Raw genomic sequence first — 15,003 nt, 5'->3', positions numbered from 1 at the left:
GCTCAGAGATATCTGGCCACCTCGGCCATGAAATCCTCGCCGCGCTGTTCGAAATTGTCGTATTGATCAAAGCTTGCCGCCGCTGGCGCGAGGAGCACCGTATCGCCCGGCTCCGCCTCCTCCACCGCCTGCGCCACGGCCACGGCCATCGTCTCGCAGATCGCATGGGGGGTTTCGGTGATGCCCAGCGCGAACTCCCGCGCCGAACGCCCGATCAGATAGGCCTTGCGGACGGATCCGAGATGATCCGTCAGCGCCCCAAGACCGCCCTCTTTCTCAAGCCCGCCGGCAATCCAACGGATGGCCCCAAAGGCCTGCAGCGCCTTGGCCGCGCTGTCCACATTGGTGGCCTTGCTGTCATTGACGAAGGTGACGCCGTTGCGGGTGCCGACGATCTGGCTGCGATGGGGCAGACCCGCAAAGGTCTGAAACGCATCCTCGATGATCCGCGGCGCGAGGCCCAGACTGCGGCAGGCCGCATAGGCGCAAGCCGCGTTCTGGTGGTTATGCGCGCCCGGAAGACCCGGGATCGCGCGCAGGTCGATCGACCCGGCCTGCCGCCCCTTGCGATGCTCGGCGAGAAAGCCCTTGCGCGTGCTCACCAGCCAACCGGGTCCCGAGGGTTTGCCCGAGGTGATACGGATCACCCGGTCATCGCTGGGCGCCACGGTGAGCTGATTGGCGAGGAACTGGCCCTCGGCCTCGTCCACGCCGATAATCGCGCGATCCGGCCCCCCGATGGTGAAAAGCCGCCGCTTGGCCGCGAAATACCCCCCCATCCCTCCATGGCGGTCCAGATGATCCGGGCTGAGATTGGTGAAGACGGCGATGTCCGGGGTCAGCGCGCGGGCAAGCTCGGTCTGGTAGCTCGACAGCTCCAGCACCACGACGCTGCCCTCCTCACCAGGATCGATATCCAGCACGCCGCGCCCGATATTGCCCGCCAGCTGCACCGACCGCCCGGCTTCGCTCAGCACGTGGTGGATCAGCGCGGAGGTGGTGGATTTCCCGTTCGATCCGGTGACCGCGATGACGCGCGGGGGCTGGTCGAAATGATCCCAGTCCGGCGTCGCGAAGGAGCGAAAGAAAAGCCCAATATCATTGTCCACCGGAATGCCGCGGGCGAGGGCCTGGGCAATTACCGGGTTGGGCGCGGGGTAGAGATGCGGGATGCCCGGAGAGGTGATGAGCGCCGTGATCCCGTCCCAGGCGTCCGGGCGTTTGAGGGGCGTGGTCTCGAACCCTTCGGCCTCGGCGCGCGCGCGCGCCTCGGCATTGTCATCCCAGCAGAGCGGGATCGCCCCCCCGGCCTTGAGCGCACGGGCCGTTGCAAGCCCGGAGCGGCCCAGCCCGAGCACGGCGACGGACTGGCCGGAATAGCCTCGGACAGGGATCATGGCGGCTCCTTTCGCAGGTTCGGCGGCAAGATGCACCGGGTGCGCCGCGGCGGCAAGATGCGCCCGCCCGCCCCCCGAGATCCGCTGGCGTGTTTCTGGCTGCGGCGGGAGCCTCCGGCGGGGATATTTGGAGACTTAAGTCAGACGCGGCGCGCCCGGGTTCCGGCGTCAGCGCACCTTGAGCGTGGCCAGGCCGATCAGGGCGAGGATCAGGGAGATGATCCAGAATCGGATCACGATCTGGCTTTCCTGCCAGCCCTTCTTTTCAAAATGGTGGTGAATCGGGGCCATGAGAAAGACGCGCTTGCCGGTTTTCTTGAAATAGGCGACCTGGATGATGACCGAGAGCGCCTCGACCACGAAGAGGCCACCGACCACTACGAGCACGATCTCGTGCTTGGTGGCCACTGCGATGGCGCCCAGGGCACCGCCCAGCGCGAGAGAGCCGGTATCGCCCATGAACACCGCTGCGGGCGGGGCGTTGTACCACAAAAAGCCGAGCCCGCCGCCGATCAGAGCCGAGGTGAAGACGAAGATCTCGCCCGTGCCCGGGACGTAATGCACATCCAGATAGGAGGTGAAGTCGACGCGCCCCACGGCGTAGGCGATAACCCCCAGCGTGCCTGCCGCGATCATCACCGGCATGATCGCCAGCCCGTCGAGCCCGTCCGTGAGGTTCACCGCGTTGGCCGAGCCCGCGATGACCAGCATGCAGAACGGAATGAACAGCAAGGACAGGTTGATCAGCGTATCCTTGAACACAGGAAGCGCCAGCTGCCCCGAAAGCTCATCCGGATGCAGGAACAGGGCCGCGACCCCGGCCACCCCGGCGATGCCGAAGCCGATGGCCAGTCGCACCCGCCCCGAGACCCCGGCATGGGTGTTCTTGGTCACCTTCTGGAAGTCGTCCATGAAGCCGATCAGCCCAAAGCTTACGGTGACGAACAGGACCAGCCAGACATAGCCATTGTCCCAGCGCGCCCAGAGCAGGGTCGCAAGGGTCAGCGCCGAAAGGATCAGCAGACCGCCCATGGTCGGGGTGCCCTGCTTGGTCTCGAGATGGCTTTGCGGCCCGTCCTCGCGGATCGGCTGGCCGAATCGCTGCCGTTTGCGGAGCAGGTTGATCAGCGGGCGCCCGAAGATGAAGCCGAAGATCAGCGCCGTGAAAAACGCGCCCCCCGCCCGAAAGGTGATGTAGCGAAAGAGGTTGAAGGCGTCCCCGCCATCGGAAATCGAGGTCAGCCAATACAACATCTATGGGGATCCTTCGTTCTCATGCCGCGATGTGGGATGCCCAAGTTTGCGCAGGGCGTCAACAACAAGGCTGACGCGGCTGCCCTTGGAGCCTTTGACCAGCACCACGTCCCCCGCATCGATCAGGGTATGGGCGCGCGCGGCAAGCTCGGGAGCGGTCTCGACCCAGTTGCCCTGACGGCTGGCCGGGAGGACGTCATAGAGCGCGCGCATGCGGGGGCCGACGCAATGGACGAGGTCCACGCGCTCCATGGCCTCATGATCGGCCAGGGCCGCATGTTCGGCGCGCTCCTCGGGGCCCAGCTCAAGCATGTCGCCGAGGATCGCGATCCGACGCCCCTTGGCGATGCGTCCGATATCATGGGCGGGCTGGCTGGCGGCCAGCATGGTGAGCGCTGCGCCCATGGAGGTCGGATTGGCGTTGAACGCGTCATCGATGAGATCAGCCGTCAGCGTCTCGATCGCCGGGTCGAGCTGCAGCGCCTCGCGCGTGCCGCGCCCTGCCGGTGGAGCCCATTGCGCCAATCCGAGCAGTGCCTCGGCCGGGTCAGCACCGATCCCGGCGGCAATCGCCAGCACCCCCAGTGCGGTCTCCAGAAAATGGGTGCCCGGTGTCGCGATTTTCAGGGCAAGCGGCATCCCCGCCAGCTGCGCCCGCGCCACGGCGCAATCGCCCGCCACCTGCGGGTCCTGAAGGATATGGGAATTCCCCGTCCCGGCGCCAAAGCTTTCGATCCGCGCCCCGGCGGCTTCGGCCGCCGCGCGCAGGATCGGTGTTTGCGCCAGATCGCCGGGGATCATCGCGAGCCCTGAATCCGTGAGCCCCTCAAAGATCGTCGCCTTTTCATCGGCAATGCCTTCGAGCGAGCCCAACGCCTCCAGATGGGCGGCGGCGATGGTCGTGATCAGCGCGGCATTGGGGCGGGCCATGCGCGCCAGTGGTGCGATCTCGCCGGGATGGTTCATGCCGATCTCGATCACCGCATAATCGGTCTCCACCGGCATCCGGGCGAGCGTGAGCGGAACGCCCCAGTGATTGTTGAAACTGCGCACGGCCGCGTGCACGCGGCCTTGCGAGGACAGCGCGGCCCGGAGCATTTCCTTTGCCGATGTCTTGCCCACGGAGCCGGTGATCGCGACCACGCGGGCCCGCGTGCGGGACCGCGCCACGCGGCCCAGATCCTCAAGCGCGGCCTGAACATCCGCAACCAGCAGCAGCGGCGCGTCCGAAGGAACCCCATCTGGGATGCGCGACACCAAAGCCGCCCCTGCCCCAGCCTCGAGAGCCGCCGCAACGAAGTCATGCCCGTCCCGCGCGGCCCTTAGCGCAACGAACAGATCCCCTTGCGCCATTTCGCGCGTGTCGATGGAGACGCCCGAAACGGTCCAATCCCCATGGGCAGTGCCCCCCGTGGCGGCAGCGGCCTCGGCGGCGGTCCAAAGCGGCGCGGTCATGCGAGCCGACCTTCAAGAGCAGCCACCGCAACGCTGGCTTGTTCCGCATCATCAAAGGGATAGACCGTATCGCCGACGGTCTGGCCCGTCTCATGCCCCTTGCCCGCAATCAGCAGGACATCCCCGGGGCCAAGCGCATCGACCCCGCGCAGGATCGCCTCGGCCCGGTCGCCCACCTCGGTCGCCTCGGGACAGCCTGCCTTGACCTGCGCGCGGATCAGGGCCGGATCCTCGGAGCGGGGATTGTCATCGGTCACGAAGATCACATCCGCCTCATCCGCCGCCGCCTGCCCCATCAAGGGGCGTTTGCCTGCATCCCGGTCTCCGCCCGCGCCAAAGACGACGACCAGACGGCCCAATACATGGGGCCGCAGCGCGCGCAAAGCCGTCTTCAGGGCATCCGGCGTATGGGCGTAATCGACAAAGACCGTCGCCCCATTGGCCCGGCGCGCCACCTTCTGCATCCGCCCGCGCACGGTCTTCAACTGCGGCAGCAGCGGCACCAGGTCGCTCACCTGTGCGCCCGTTGCCATCACCAGCCCCATGGCCACGAGCACATTCGCTGCCTGAAACCCACCCACGAGCTCCAACCGGGCCTGATGCGCGCTGCCTTTCCAGGTAAAGCGCATTTCCTGCCCATCGGCATCGTAGCGCTGCGCGGTCAGGCGCAGCATGGCGTCCTTGTGCTGGCCCACGGTCAGAAGATCCGCCCCCGAGGTATGGGCCAGCGCCATCATATCCGCCCCGCGCGGGTCATCGAGATTGATCACCGCCATGCCCGTATCCCCGAGCACCCGGGTAAAGAGCCCGGCCTTGGCCGCAAAATAGGCCGCGAAGGTCTCGTGATAGTCCAGATGATCCTGCGTGAAATTCGTGAACCCCGCCGCCGAGAGCCGCACCCCGTCAAGCCGCCGCTGGTCAAGGCCGTGGGACGAGGCCTCCATCGCCGCATGGGTGATCCCGGCTGCGGCCATCTCGGCCAGCGCCCGATGCAGGGTCAGCGGGTCCGGCGTGGTATGGGCGAGCTCGGCTGCGAAATCTCCTTCGATCCCGGTGGTGCCGATATTGGCCGAAGCATGACCCAGCCCCTGCCAGAGCTGTCGGGTAAAACTGGACACCGACGTCTTGCCGTTCGTGCCCGTGACACCGACCATGATGCCGGGCTGCGCGCCGAACCACAGGGCGGCAGCGGCAGAAAAGGCCTGCCGCGGGTCCTCGGCCACGATCAGCCGCGCCTCCGAGGCCGCAAGCGCCTCCCTCGCGATCTCGGCCCCTTCCGCATCGGTCAGGATCGCGCCCGCCCCCATGCGCAGGGCATATTGGATGAACTCGCCGCCATGGACACGGCTGCCCGGCAGCGCGGCAAAGAGGTAGCCATCGCGCACCTCGCGGCTGTCCAGCGCAAGCCCGGTCACCGGCTTGCCGCCTCCGGGAAAGCCCAGCTCGGTCAGCGATTTCGGCCCGTACTCCGCGTCGCGTCCGCCGTCTTGCCGGTCCCCCATGACCCGCACCCCCTGCTTAGTTGCGTGCGAGCGTTATCTCAGGATCTCCGAGATATTCAACGCTTGGGCGCAGCCCCAGAAGCGGAACGATCCGGCGTGTGATTTCTGCCGAAACGGGCACAGCCGTCCAACCGGCCGTGCGGCGCGGCTCGGTGCCCGAGGTTTCCACCGGCTCATCCAGCGTCACGATCAGGATGTATTCCGGATCATCCGCCGGAAAGACCGAGGCGAAGGTAGCGATCACCTTGTCCTCGTAATACCCGCCCCCGGCGGCGCGAGGCTTGTCCGCCGTGCCGGTCTTGCCGCCGATCGCATAGCCCGGGATGCGACCGAAGCTGGCCGTGCCCCGCTCGACCACCTGATGCAGCATGTCCCGCGCTGCAGCAGAAGTTTCCTCGGACACAAGGCGCGGCCCCACCACGGGCGCGCCCTGCCGCAAGAGCGTGGGCGTCACCTTGGTCCCGCCATTGAGAAGCGACGCGTAACCCGCCGCCAGATGCAGCGGCGAGGTCGAAATCCCATGGCCATAGCTGATGGTCATGGTGTGGATATCCGCCCAGCTCTCGGGCCAGAGTGGCCGCGCACCGGGCGCTTCGATCATCTCCACCGGCGTTGGCGCGAGAAAGCCAAGCGCGTCTAGGAATTCGCGCTGCCGCTTGCCACCGATCTCCAGCGCGAGCCGGGCCGTACCCACATTCGAGCTTTTGACGATGACATCCGTCAGACTCAGCTCGGACCCGTAATTCCGGAAATCACCGATCTTGTGACGCCCCCAGCGCATGGGGCTGGTCGTGTCGATCATCGTGTCCGGGTTCGCGAGACCCAGCTCAAGCGCCTGAGCTGCGGTGAAAATCTTGAAGGACGAGCCGAGCTCGTAGACCCCCTGCACAGCGCGATTGAAGAGCGGGCTGTCCCCGGCCTCCCCCTCGACCAGCGGTTGCGGGCGGGTGTTCGGATCGAAATCCGGCAACGAGGCCATGGCGCGGATCTCGCCCGTATGGGCATGCATCAGCACCGCCGCCGCGCCCTTGGCATTCATCAGGCGCATGCCTGAGCCCAGCACATCCTCGATCACCGCCTGAATGGTCAGGTCAATCGACAGCGCGAGCGGGGTGCCCGCCGTCGCCGGATCGCTGAGCCGGGCATTCATCGCCTTCTCGACCCCGGCCACGCCCAGAAGCTCTGCGGATTGCACGCCCTCGCGCCCGAACCCGGTGCCCCCCAGGATATGCGCGGCCAGCGCGCCATTGGGATAGAGCCGCATCTCGCGCGGGCCGAATTGCAGCCCGGGATCGCCGATGTCATGGACCGCCTGCATCTGCTCGGGCGAGATCCGCCGCTTCAGCCAGATGAACTTGCGATCACCGGTAAACCAGCCGCGCAGGCGCGCACTGTCCATATCCGGAAACAACGCGGCCAGCGCCTCGGCCGAGCCCTCGGGATCGGTCATCAGATGGGGCTGAGCATAGAGCGAATGGGTCACCAGATTGGTCGCCAGCACGCGTCCGTTCCGGTCCACGATATCCGCCCGCGTCGCGTCGATCCGCGCATCGCTGACGGCGGCAACCGGCTCGGCCACGGGGGTCGAGGCAATCGCCCACATCCGCGCGCCGACGAAGCCGAAGACAAGCAGACAGCAGAACGCCGCCAGAAGCAGCCGCTGCTCGGCCATCACGCGCCACTCGTCGCGCATCACCTCATGGCGACGGCGGATATTCTCGCGCTCGATCAGGTCGGGATTGCCCCCGGTCTCGCCGGCATGGAGGATCCGGGCCAAGGGGCGCAGGGGGGTGCGGGTCATGGCCGGCCTCCCGCGGTGGCGCTGACTTCGATGGTCTCGGCCAGCTCACCCTCCAGCGAGGGGTTGGGCGGATAGGCCACCTGATCCAGCGCGCCGAAATGGCCCGGGGTCAGCGGCAAGAGCTCCAGCCCCTTGAAGTTCATCTCCACCAGATCGTCGAGCCGGTCCGGGCGGTTCAGATAGGCCCATTCCGCGCGCTGCACAGCCAGCGCCTCGCGGGTGTCGCCGATCTGGGCCTGCACCGCGCGCAGACGTTTGAGCGCCTGCTGTGTCTCGAAGTTTTCTTCGTATGCCCAATAGGCCAGACCGACCACCGAGCCAATGGCGAGGGTGTAGAGCAACGTCCTCATGGTGTCTCCGTCAACGAATAGAAACGGGGCAGGCCTAGGCCTGTGTAATCTGCGGGGCGGGCTTCGACCTCGGTCCGGCGCGCAAGGCGCAACCGGGCAGACCGGGCGCGCGGATTGGCGGCCAGCTCCGTGGCGTCGGGCGCGATGGCCTTGCGCGGGCTGAGCCGGAAGCGCGGCGCGATCTCGGCGGTCTCGGGGGCGTAGCGATTGGCGCGACCGCCACCGCCCGAAGCCTGGGTGAGAAAGCGTTTGACGATCCGGTCCTCGATCGAATGAAAGGTCACGACCGCGAGCCATCCCTCGGGGCGCAGCGCACGCTCGGCGGCCTCCAGCCCCCGGACCAGCGCGCCCAGCTCATCATTCACCGCGATGCGAAGCGCCTGAAAACTGCGCGTGGCCGGATGGCTTTGCCCCGGCTTGGGGCGCGGCAGGCAGCCCGAGACGATCTCGGCCAGCTCGGATGTCCGGGTGATCGGCGCGACCTGACGGGCCGCCACGATGGCCTTGGCGATCCGACGCGCCGCGCGCTCCTCGCCCAGGTGGAACAGGATGTCGGCGAGAACACCTTCCTCGGCCTCCGCCACCAGATCCGCCGCCGATGGCCCCTCCTGCGACATGCGCATGTCGAGCGGCCCGTCGCGCAGAAAGGAAAATCCGCGTTCGGCCAGATCGAGCTGCATGGAGGACACCCCAAGATCGAGCACCACCCCATCGAGCGGCGCGCCCGCCAGCGTATCCAGCTGTTCGAAATTGCCCGCCACGAGGCGCAGTCGCGGACCGTATTCCGCCGCCCATTCCGCCGCCATATCGAGCGCGAGGGGATCCTGATCGACGCCGATCAGCGTTTCCGCCCCGGCGTCGAGCAGGGCGCGCCCATATCCACCGGCCCCGAAGGTGCCATCCAGCCATGTGCCTGCAATCGGCGCGCACTGGGACAGGATCGGGCCGAGCAGGACCGGAATATGGGGCGCATCCGACGGATCTGGCGCCGACGCGGTCATGATCAGACCTCGCCGCCGCTGGGACCGGCATCGAGGAAGGTGAGCGGGTCCACATCCTCGTCCAGATCGTCGAGCCAATCGGCCATCTCGCCCATCTTGGCGCCATAGCCCTCGGGCGACAGGATCTGGAACGTATCGCCCGTGGCAATGAAATGCGCCTCGCCGGACAGGCCGATCTTCTTGCGCAGCTTGGCCGGGATCACGAGCCGCCCGGTCTCATCGACCGAAGTTTCATGGGCCTGCCCCGTAAAGAGCGTCTCGAGCATCCGCCGGGGTTTCGACCCGCGCGGCAGACGTGCGATCTTGGCATCGACCTCTTCCATCGCGGCCATGGTGTAACATTCGAGATAATTCTGGCGGTGATCGCCATAGACAATGACCAGTTCCGGGTTGCGGTCCTTGGTCCAGCGCGGGTCGTTATCCTCGAGCACGCGGCGAAAGCCGGCGGGGATCGAGACCCGCCCCTTGCTGTCCACCTTGTGGACACTTTCACCTCGGAACATGCGCGCCAACGGGGGCCGCTCCTCTGCCTGCCCCCCCGTGATTGCCTGTGTCCGGATGCCGATGGCCCGGACGTGAAAACGGCGGATCGTGCTGCTGCCATAGCCCGATCCGCCGCACTCGACCCAGAGACTGGGATGACCGACGCGTCCACCATCTGGGGGGATGTCTGCTCGTGGTGCGTCAATCGTCTTTCGAAATGCGCGGCCTGTATGAAACCTGCTTTTTTGTCGGTCGCGGTCGTTGGGTGCCGCTGATGTCCGTCGCTTTCGATGGGATTTTTATGTCATGGGAATGCTTGGGAAGCAATGCCAAATTACGGGACCAAGACCCATCCAAGCTCTCACAGGGCGGAGTCCGACGCAAGACAGCGATCACCAAGGCCACCACATTTCGCGGGATTTTTGCAACATCTGTGGGGCGCGCCCCTAGATATAGTCGCGCCCATCCCGTCCCATGACGCCCCATTTGGGCCCAAATTTTTTTCGTCAGAGCGGGTGTTTCATGGAGATCTGGAGGTCAAAGCGCGCGAATCGCGCCGCATCCCACCGGGCACGCGGCGCTTCGATTCGCCGATTTTAACTGATTTTTAACAAATTCAGCCGGATTCACGGGGCACACGGACCCCATTCCCCCAATCGTCCCATGCAATCCCACGACCGTGACGCAGCATGGGACTGGGTGGGTGCGCCTGACCTCGGCGCACCTCACGAAGTGACCTAGGCCATGCCGCCTTTGACAAGACCTGCGGCGAGCTGGGCATAGGCCGCCGCCTCGGGCCCGTCCCCCGCCGCGATCGGCGTACCACCATCCCCGGCGACCCGCACATCAAGGCTCAGCGGCAACTCTCCGAGGAAGGGCAGCCCGAGCTTCTGCGCCTCGTCGCGCACGCCGCCATGGCCAAAGAGATGCGCCTCATGCCCGCATTCCGGACAATGGTAGCTCGACATGTTCTCGATCAGACCGAGCACCGGGGTTTTGAGCGTGGCGAACATATCGAGCGCCTTGCGCGCGTCCAGCAGCGCCACATCCTGCGGCGTGGAGACGACAATGGCCCCTGTGACCGCGCTGCGCTGACACAGCGTCATCTGCACATCGCCCGTCCCCGGGGGAAGATCCACGATCAGCACATCCAGATCGCCCCAGGCCACCTGCCCCAGCATTTGCTGCAGCGCGCCCATGAGCATCGGGCCCCGCCAGACCACCGCCTTGGCGGGATCCAGCATCAGGCCGATGGACATCACCGTCACACCATGCGCCGTCAGCGGCAGGATCGTCTTGCCGTCCGGGGAGGCGGGCCGCTTGGACACGCCCATCATGCGCGGCTGGCTGGGACCGTATATATCTGCATCGAGCAGACCCACGCGCCGCCCCTGCCTGGCCAGCGCAACGGCAAGATTGGACGAGACCGTGGATTTGCCCACGCCGCCCTTGCCCGACCCGATGGCGAGGATCCGGTCCACACCTGCGATCTTGGCTGGTCCCTTGCCCTGATCCGGGGTCGGATGCCGCCCGATCTTGAGGCTAGGCGGCTCTCCGGCGGGGGCCTTGGCCGCCGCGGGCGCCTTGCCCGCCGGGCCATGGGCCGTCAACACCGCCTGAACACCGGTCACCCCGGGCAAAGCGCGCACGGCCGCTTCGGCCGCGTCACGCAAACCGGCAAAGCTGCGCGCCTCTTCGGCATCCGCCGCCTCGATCACGAAACGAACCTGCCCGCCATCGGTGGCCAGCGCCCGCACCAGATCCCGGGACTTGAGCGTCCCGCCGCCCGGCACCTCAACCTTCGCGAGTGCAGCAAAAATGTCGTCGCGCGTCATGGAACCCCCTAAATCGACCTGCCCTCTAAGTGGGCGTCGGGTCGGCCATGACAAGGTCCAACCCGGCGATACGGTCTGATTTCAACGATTTGGCCGGCCTCAAAGCGCTTGCATTTCGAAAACGATCCGTTTGCAGTTTGCGCAATGCAAGAAATGCATAACTGTTTTGACAAGACGGCTCTTGTTGCAGCGCAGCATACGCCTATATTCAATCTCAACAGAGGGCGACGCAGCACTGCAGACGCCCAGCGAGACAAGGTTTACACAAAGCCGAGCTCGCGCACCAGATCAGAAGACCCCTCCTCCTCCCTGGGTTTTCTGTAATATGCGGCGGCGCTTTCCTCCTCCCTAGCGTCGCCGCTTTTTTTTGCCCAAACCGCTGTGACCACGCCCCGCGACCGCCTTGATCAGGCCCGCTCGTCCTTGGGGCTGCCCATCACCACATAGGATGTCAGGCTGGAAACCTGCGGCAGGGTGCCCAGAACATCCGTGTGAAAGGTCTTGAAGGCCGCGAGATCGGCCACCTCGACCCGCAAGAGGTATTCCACCGTCCCGGTCACGTTGTGGCATTCGCGGACTTCCGGCGCATTGGCCACCGCCCGTTCGAAGCCGAGCTGGTCTGCCTTGGTGTGCTCGGACAGGCCCACGGCCATATAAACCGTGAAGCCCTGCCCCAGCGCCGTGCGGTTCAGGACAGCGCGATAGCCCTGAATGATGCCCGAGCGTTCCAGCTCCTGCACCCGTCGCAGGCAGGCAGAGGGCGAGAGACCGATCCGCTCGGCGAGATCAAGATTGCTGAGCCGCCCATCGCGGCTGAGCTCTTGCAATATCTTTTCGTTGATTGGGTCAAGCTTCGCCATTTGTTGCAAAAGTAGTTCGATCTACCCATTTTTTGCAATCTCATTCGGCTATGGATGCGGCAGGGTTGCGCCATGACACTTGAAACGCTCCTCGCCCTGATGACCTTCGCTCTCGTCTCCTCGATCACGCCGGGGCCGAATAACCTGATGGTGCTGGCCTCCGGCGCGAATTTCGGGATTCGGCGGACGGTGCCCCACCTGCTGGGGATCAGCCTTGGCCATGCCTTCATGGTGCTGCTGCTAGGACTGGGGCTCGGGCAGGTCTTTGTGACGTGGCCGATGTTCCACACCGTGCTGAAAATCGCGAGCGTGGCCTATATGGGATGGCTTGCCTTGAAGATCGCCAATGCCGCACCCCCCGAAGGCGCCGAGACCGAGGGGCGGCCCTTTACCTTTCTGCAAGCTGCCGCCTTTCAGTGGGTCAATCCCAAGGCTTGGGTGATGGGCGTGACCGCGGTCACCGTCTACACCGCGCCCGGCGCCGGGGCGCTCGGCGCCGTGCTCGTGGCGGCGGCGTTCTGCGCGACCAACTTTCCGTCCGTGTCGATCTGGGCCTGGATGGGCACGCAAGTGGCCCGCTGGCTGTCGAGCCCGGGACGGCTGCGCGCCTTCAACTGGACCATGGCGGTGCTGCTCATGGCTTCGCTCGTGCCGATCCTGTTGGGATAGCGCCCTCAGAAGGGCACATCATCCCCCGCCTGATCCGCGGCAACCACGAATTTCGCGACGAGCTTCTTGACCCCGGCCTTCTCGAAGGCAACCTCGAGCTTGTCGCCCTCGATCCCGGTCACGGCACCATAGCCGAACTTCTGGTGGAACACCCGGTCGCCCAGCGCGTGACTCGAGATCGCCGTGGCGTCGATCACCATGTTGCGGCTCTCGCGCGGCTGGCTCGTTCCGCGCGACGCGCTGCGCGCCTGCATCCGACGCCACCCCGGGGAGTTATAGACATTGGCCTCGGCCGCCTTCTCTTCAAGGTTCGAGCCGTAGCTCACCCCGTCCGGCAAGCCGCCCGGCGCCGCCGCCCCGTAGCCCCCACCATAAAGCCCCGGCGGCGTGAGAACCTCCACATGGGCCTCGGGCAGCTCATCAATGAAGCGCGACGGCAGGGCCGATTGCCATTGACCAAAGATCCGTCGATTGCCCACGAATGAGATCGTGCAGAGCTCTTCAGCCCGCGTGATACCCACATAGGCCAGACGGCGCTCCTCTTCGAGGCCTTTGAGACCCGACTCGTCCATGGAGCGTTGGGACGGAAACAGCCCATCCTCCCAGCCTGGCAGGAAGACCGCCGGAAACTCGAGCCCCTTGGCCGCGTGGAGCGTCATGATCGACACCTGCGGGCCTGACGCGCCCGTGTCATTGTCCATCACGAGGCTGACATGCTCAAGGAAGCCCTGCAGGTTTTCGAACCCCTCCAGCGCCTTGACCAGTTCCTTGAGGTTTTCGAGCCGCCCCGGGGCCTCGGGCGTCTTGTCGTTCTGCCAATGGGCTGTGTAGCCGCTTTCATCCAGAATGACCTGCGACAGCTCTACGTGGGAGGTCCGGTCCTCGCGCGCCGTGGCGGTCCAGCGGTCCAGCCCGTCGATCAGCAGCCCCAGCTCCTTGGCGCCCTTCCCGGTCAGCCCCTTGGCCGCCAGCAGGATCCGCGCGCCTTCCTTGAGGGACACGCCATTGGCGCGCGCGCTCATCTGGATCTTTTGTTGGGCCTTGTCGCCCAGCCCCCGTTTCGGCGTGTTCACGATCCGCTCGAAGGCCAGATCATCCTCGGGGCTGGTCACGACGCGGAAATAGGCCATGGCGTCGCGGATCTCCATCCGCTCGTAAAAGCGCGGGCCGCCGATGACCTTGTAAGGCAGCCCGATGGTCAGGAACCGGTCCTCGAAGGCACGCATCTGGTGCGAGGCACGGACGAGAATCGCGATCTGGTCCAGCTCAAAGGGGCGCATCCCCCTTGTTCCGCCCTGCATCGATTCGATCTCTTCGCCGATCCAGCGCGCCTCTTCATCGCCGTCCCAATGACCGATCAGGCGGACCTTCTCGCCCTCCTGCGCCTCGGTCCAGAGGGTCTTGCCAAGCCGCCCTTTATTACCGTCGATCACGCCCGAGGCCGCGGCGAGGATATGTGGGGTGGAGCGGTAATTCTGCTCCAGCCGGATCACGAGCGCGCCCGGAAAATCCTTCTCGAACCGCAGGATGTTGCCCACCTCGGCCCCGCGCCAGCCATAGATCGACTGGTCATCATCGCCGACACAGCAGATATTCTTGTGCCCGCCCGCAAGCAGACGCAGCCAGAGATACTGGGCGACATTCGTGTCCTGATATTCGTCCACGAGGATATAGCGGAACCAGCGTTGATACTGGGCCAGCACATCCTCATGCTTCTGAAAGATCCCGACCACGTGCAGCAGGAGATCCCCGAAATCCGTGGCATTCAGGGTGCGCAAACGCTCCTGATACGCGGCATAGAGCTCGACACCGCGCGAGTTGAAGGCCGAGGCCTCGGCGGCAGGCACCGCATCCGGCGCCCAGGCGCGGTTCTTCCAGCCGTCGATGATATGGGCGAGTTGGCGCGCGGGCCAGCGCTTCTCGTCAATATTGGCGGCCGAGATCACCTGTTTCAGAAGCCGGATCTGGTCATCCGTATCCAGGATGGTGAAGTTCGACTTCAGCCCGACCAGCTCCGCATGGCGGCGCAGCAGCTTCACGCCAATCGCGTGGAACGTGCCGAGCCACGGCATCCCCTCGACCGCCTGCCCCATGAGGTTGGCGACCCGGTCCTTCATCTCGCGCGCGGCCTTGTTGGTGAAGGTCACCGCCAGGATCTCGTTCGGGCGCGCCGTCCCGGTGGTCAGCAGATGCGCAATCCGACAGGTCAGCGCCTTGGTCTTGCCCGTCCCGGCCCCGGCGAGCATCAGGACCGGCCCCTCCAACGCCTCGACCGCCTGGCGCTGCGCGGGGTTCAACGTGTCGAGATAGGGGGTCGGGCGCGCCCCCATGGCACGTGCCGAGAGCGAAAGATTGGCGCCCGCCTCAAAGGCGTCGGTATCGTCGAAACTGTTCAT

The 15,003-nt window shown here is 65.7% G+C and carries 12 protein-coding genes; 1 reads left to right on the top strand and 11 read right to left on the bottom strand.

All coding sequences use genetic code 11. The annotated features are described in order from the left end of the window. Positions 1 to 2: 2 nt before the first annotated feature. The 10 genes from murD to ACP15I_RS11010 form a co-directional block, all read right to left on the bottom strand. Entirely contained in the window at positions 3 to 1,397 is a 1,395-nt protein-coding gene (gene murD, locus ACP15I_RS11055) for a UDP-N-acetylmuramoyl-L-alanine--D-glutamate ligase (protein WP_424975126.1), read from the bottom strand. A gap of 168 nt (positions 1,398 to 1,565) precedes the next feature. Next, on the bottom strand, positions 1,566 to 2,651 hold the full coding sequence (gene mraY / locus ACP15I_RS11050) for a phospho-N-acetylmuramoyl-pentapeptide-transferase (protein WP_424965741.1): 1,086 nt from the start codon (positions 2,649 to 2,651) through the stop codon (positions 1,566 to 1,568). Next, positions 2,652 to 4,106, bottom strand: a complete 1,455-nt coding sequence (locus ACP15I_RS11045) for a UDP-N-acetylmuramoyl-tripeptide--D-alanyl-D-alanine ligase (RefSeq protein ID WP_424975125.1) — start codon at positions 4,104 to 4,106, stop codon at positions 2,652 to 2,654. It lies immediately after the preceding gene. Beyond that, entirely contained in the window at positions 4,103 to 5,608 is a 1,506-nt protein-coding gene (locus ACP15I_RS11040) for a UDP-N-acetylmuramoyl-L-alanyl-D-glutamate--2,6-diaminopimelate ligase (protein ID WP_424975124.1), read from the bottom strand. The genes ACP15I_RS11045 and ACP15I_RS11040 overlap by 4 nt, the downstream gene beginning before the upstream one ends. A gap of 16 nt (positions 5,609 to 5,624) precedes the next feature. Continuing rightward, entirely contained in the window at positions 5,625 to 7,409 is a 1,785-nt protein-coding gene (locus ACP15I_RS11035) for a peptidoglycan D,D-transpeptidase FtsI family protein (RefSeq protein WP_424975123.1), read from the bottom strand. Continuing rightward, a complete protein-coding gene (gene ftsL, locus ACP15I_RS11030) occupies positions 7,406 to 7,759 on the bottom strand; it encodes a cell division protein FtsL (RefSeq protein WP_424965736.1) in 354 nt (117 codons plus the stop codon). Before ftsL ends, ACP15I_RS11035 begins: the two co-directional genes overlap by 4 nt. After that, entirely contained in the window at positions 7,756 to 8,760 is a 1,005-nt protein-coding gene (rsmH, locus tag ACP15I_RS11025) for a 16S rRNA (cytosine(1402)-N(4))-methyltransferase RsmH (protein WP_424975122.1), read from the bottom strand. The genes ftsL and rsmH overlap by 4 nt, the downstream gene beginning before the upstream one ends. A gap of 2 nt (positions 8,761 to 8,762) precedes the next feature. After that, positions 8,763 to 9,272 carry a division/cell wall cluster transcriptional repressor MraZ gene (mraZ, locus tag ACP15I_RS11020; RefSeq protein WP_424965734.1) on the bottom strand — a complete coding sequence of 170 codons (510 nt, stop codon included), beginning with the start codon at positions 9,270 to 9,272 and terminating at the stop codon, positions 8,763 to 8,765. A 708-nt stretch (positions 9,273 to 9,980) separates the two neighbouring features. Continuing rightward, positions 9,981 to 11,078, bottom strand: a complete 1,098-nt coding sequence (locus ACP15I_RS11015; protein ID WP_424975121.1) for an Mrp/NBP35 family ATP-binding protein — start codon at positions 11,076 to 11,078, stop codon at positions 9,981 to 9,983. A gap of 407 nt (positions 11,079 to 11,485) precedes the next feature. Continuing rightward, positions 11,486 to 11,938 carry an Lrp/AsnC family transcriptional regulator gene (locus tag ACP15I_RS11010; protein ID WP_424965732.1) on the bottom strand — a complete coding sequence of 151 codons (453 nt, stop codon included), beginning with the start codon at positions 11,936 to 11,938 and terminating at the stop codon, positions 11,486 to 11,488. A 72-nt stretch (positions 11,939 to 12,010) separates the two neighbouring features. Here ACP15I_RS11010 and ACP15I_RS11005 point away from each other — a divergent pair, with 72 nt between their 5' ends. Next, the gene (locus tag ACP15I_RS11005; RefSeq protein WP_424975120.1) at positions 12,011 to 12,607 is read left to right on the top strand and encodes a LysE family translocator; all 597 of its coding nucleotides are present in this window, start codon (positions 12,011 to 12,013) and stop codon (positions 12,605 to 12,607) included. 5 nt (positions 12,608 to 12,612) lie between these two features. Here ACP15I_RS11005 and ACP15I_RS11000 read toward each other — a convergent pair whose 3' ends face one another. Continuing rightward, positions 12,613 to 15,003, bottom strand: a complete 2,391-nt coding sequence (locus ACP15I_RS11000; protein ID WP_424975119.1) for an ATP-dependent helicase — start codon at positions 15,001 to 15,003, stop codon at positions 12,613 to 12,615.

It is taken from the genome of Dinoroseobacter sp. S124A (genome assembly GCF_049801015.1).
Taxonomy (GTDB): Bacteria; Pseudomonadota; Alphaproteobacteria; order Rhodobacterales; family Rhodobacteraceae; genus Dinoroseobacter.
The sequence above is the reverse complement of the archived record's forward strand: the minus strand, read 5'-3'. Positions and strand labels throughout refer to the sequence as shown.

What these genes read in the sequence shown, in the direction of transcription:
- ACP15I_RS11005 (WP_424975120.1), top strand. Translation starts at nt 12,011, where the DNA reads ATGACACTTGAAACGCTCCTCGCCCTGATGACCTTCGCTCTCGTCTCC.
- ACP15I_RS11015 (WP_424975121.1), bottom strand. Translation starts at nt 11,078, where the DNA reads ATGACGCGCGACGACATTTTTGCTGCACTCGCGAAGGTTGAGGTGCCG.
- ACP15I_RS11035 (WP_424975123.1), bottom strand. Translation starts at nt 7,409, where the DNA reads ATGACCCGCACCCCCCTGCGCCCCTTGGCCCGGATCCTCCATGCCGGC.
- ACP15I_RS11010 (WP_424965732.1), bottom strand. Translation starts at nt 11,938, where the DNA reads ATGGCGAAGCTTGACCCAATCAACGAAAAGATATTGCAAGAGCTCAGC.
- ACP15I_RS11040 (WP_424975124.1), bottom strand. Translation starts at nt 5,608, where the DNA reads ATGGGGGACCGGCAAGACGGCGGACGCGACGCGGAGTACGGGCCGAAA.
- rsmH (WP_424975122.1), bottom strand. Translation starts at nt 8,760, where the DNA reads ATGACCGCGTCGGCGCCAGATCCGTCGGATGCGCCCCATATTCCGGTC.
- mraY (WP_424965741.1), bottom strand. Translation starts at nt 2,651, where the DNA reads ATGTTGTATTGGCTGACCTCGATTTCCGATGGCGGGGACGCCTTCAAC.
- ftsL (WP_424965736.1), bottom strand. Translation starts at nt 7,759, where the DNA reads ATGAGGACGTTGCTCTACACCCTCGCCATTGGCTCGGTGGTCGGTCTG.
- murD (WP_424975126.1), bottom strand. Translation starts at nt 1,397, where the DNA reads ATGATCCCTGTCCGAGGCTATTCCGGCCAGTCCGTCGCCGTGCTCGGG.
- ACP15I_RS11000 (WP_424975119.1), bottom strand. Translation starts at nt 15,003, where the DNA reads ATGAACAGTTTCGACGATACCGACGCCTTTGAGGCGGGCGCCAATCTT.
- ACP15I_RS11045 (WP_424975125.1), bottom strand. Translation starts at nt 4,106, where the DNA reads ATGACCGCGCCGCTTTGGACCGCCGCCGAGGCCGCTGCCGCCACGGGG.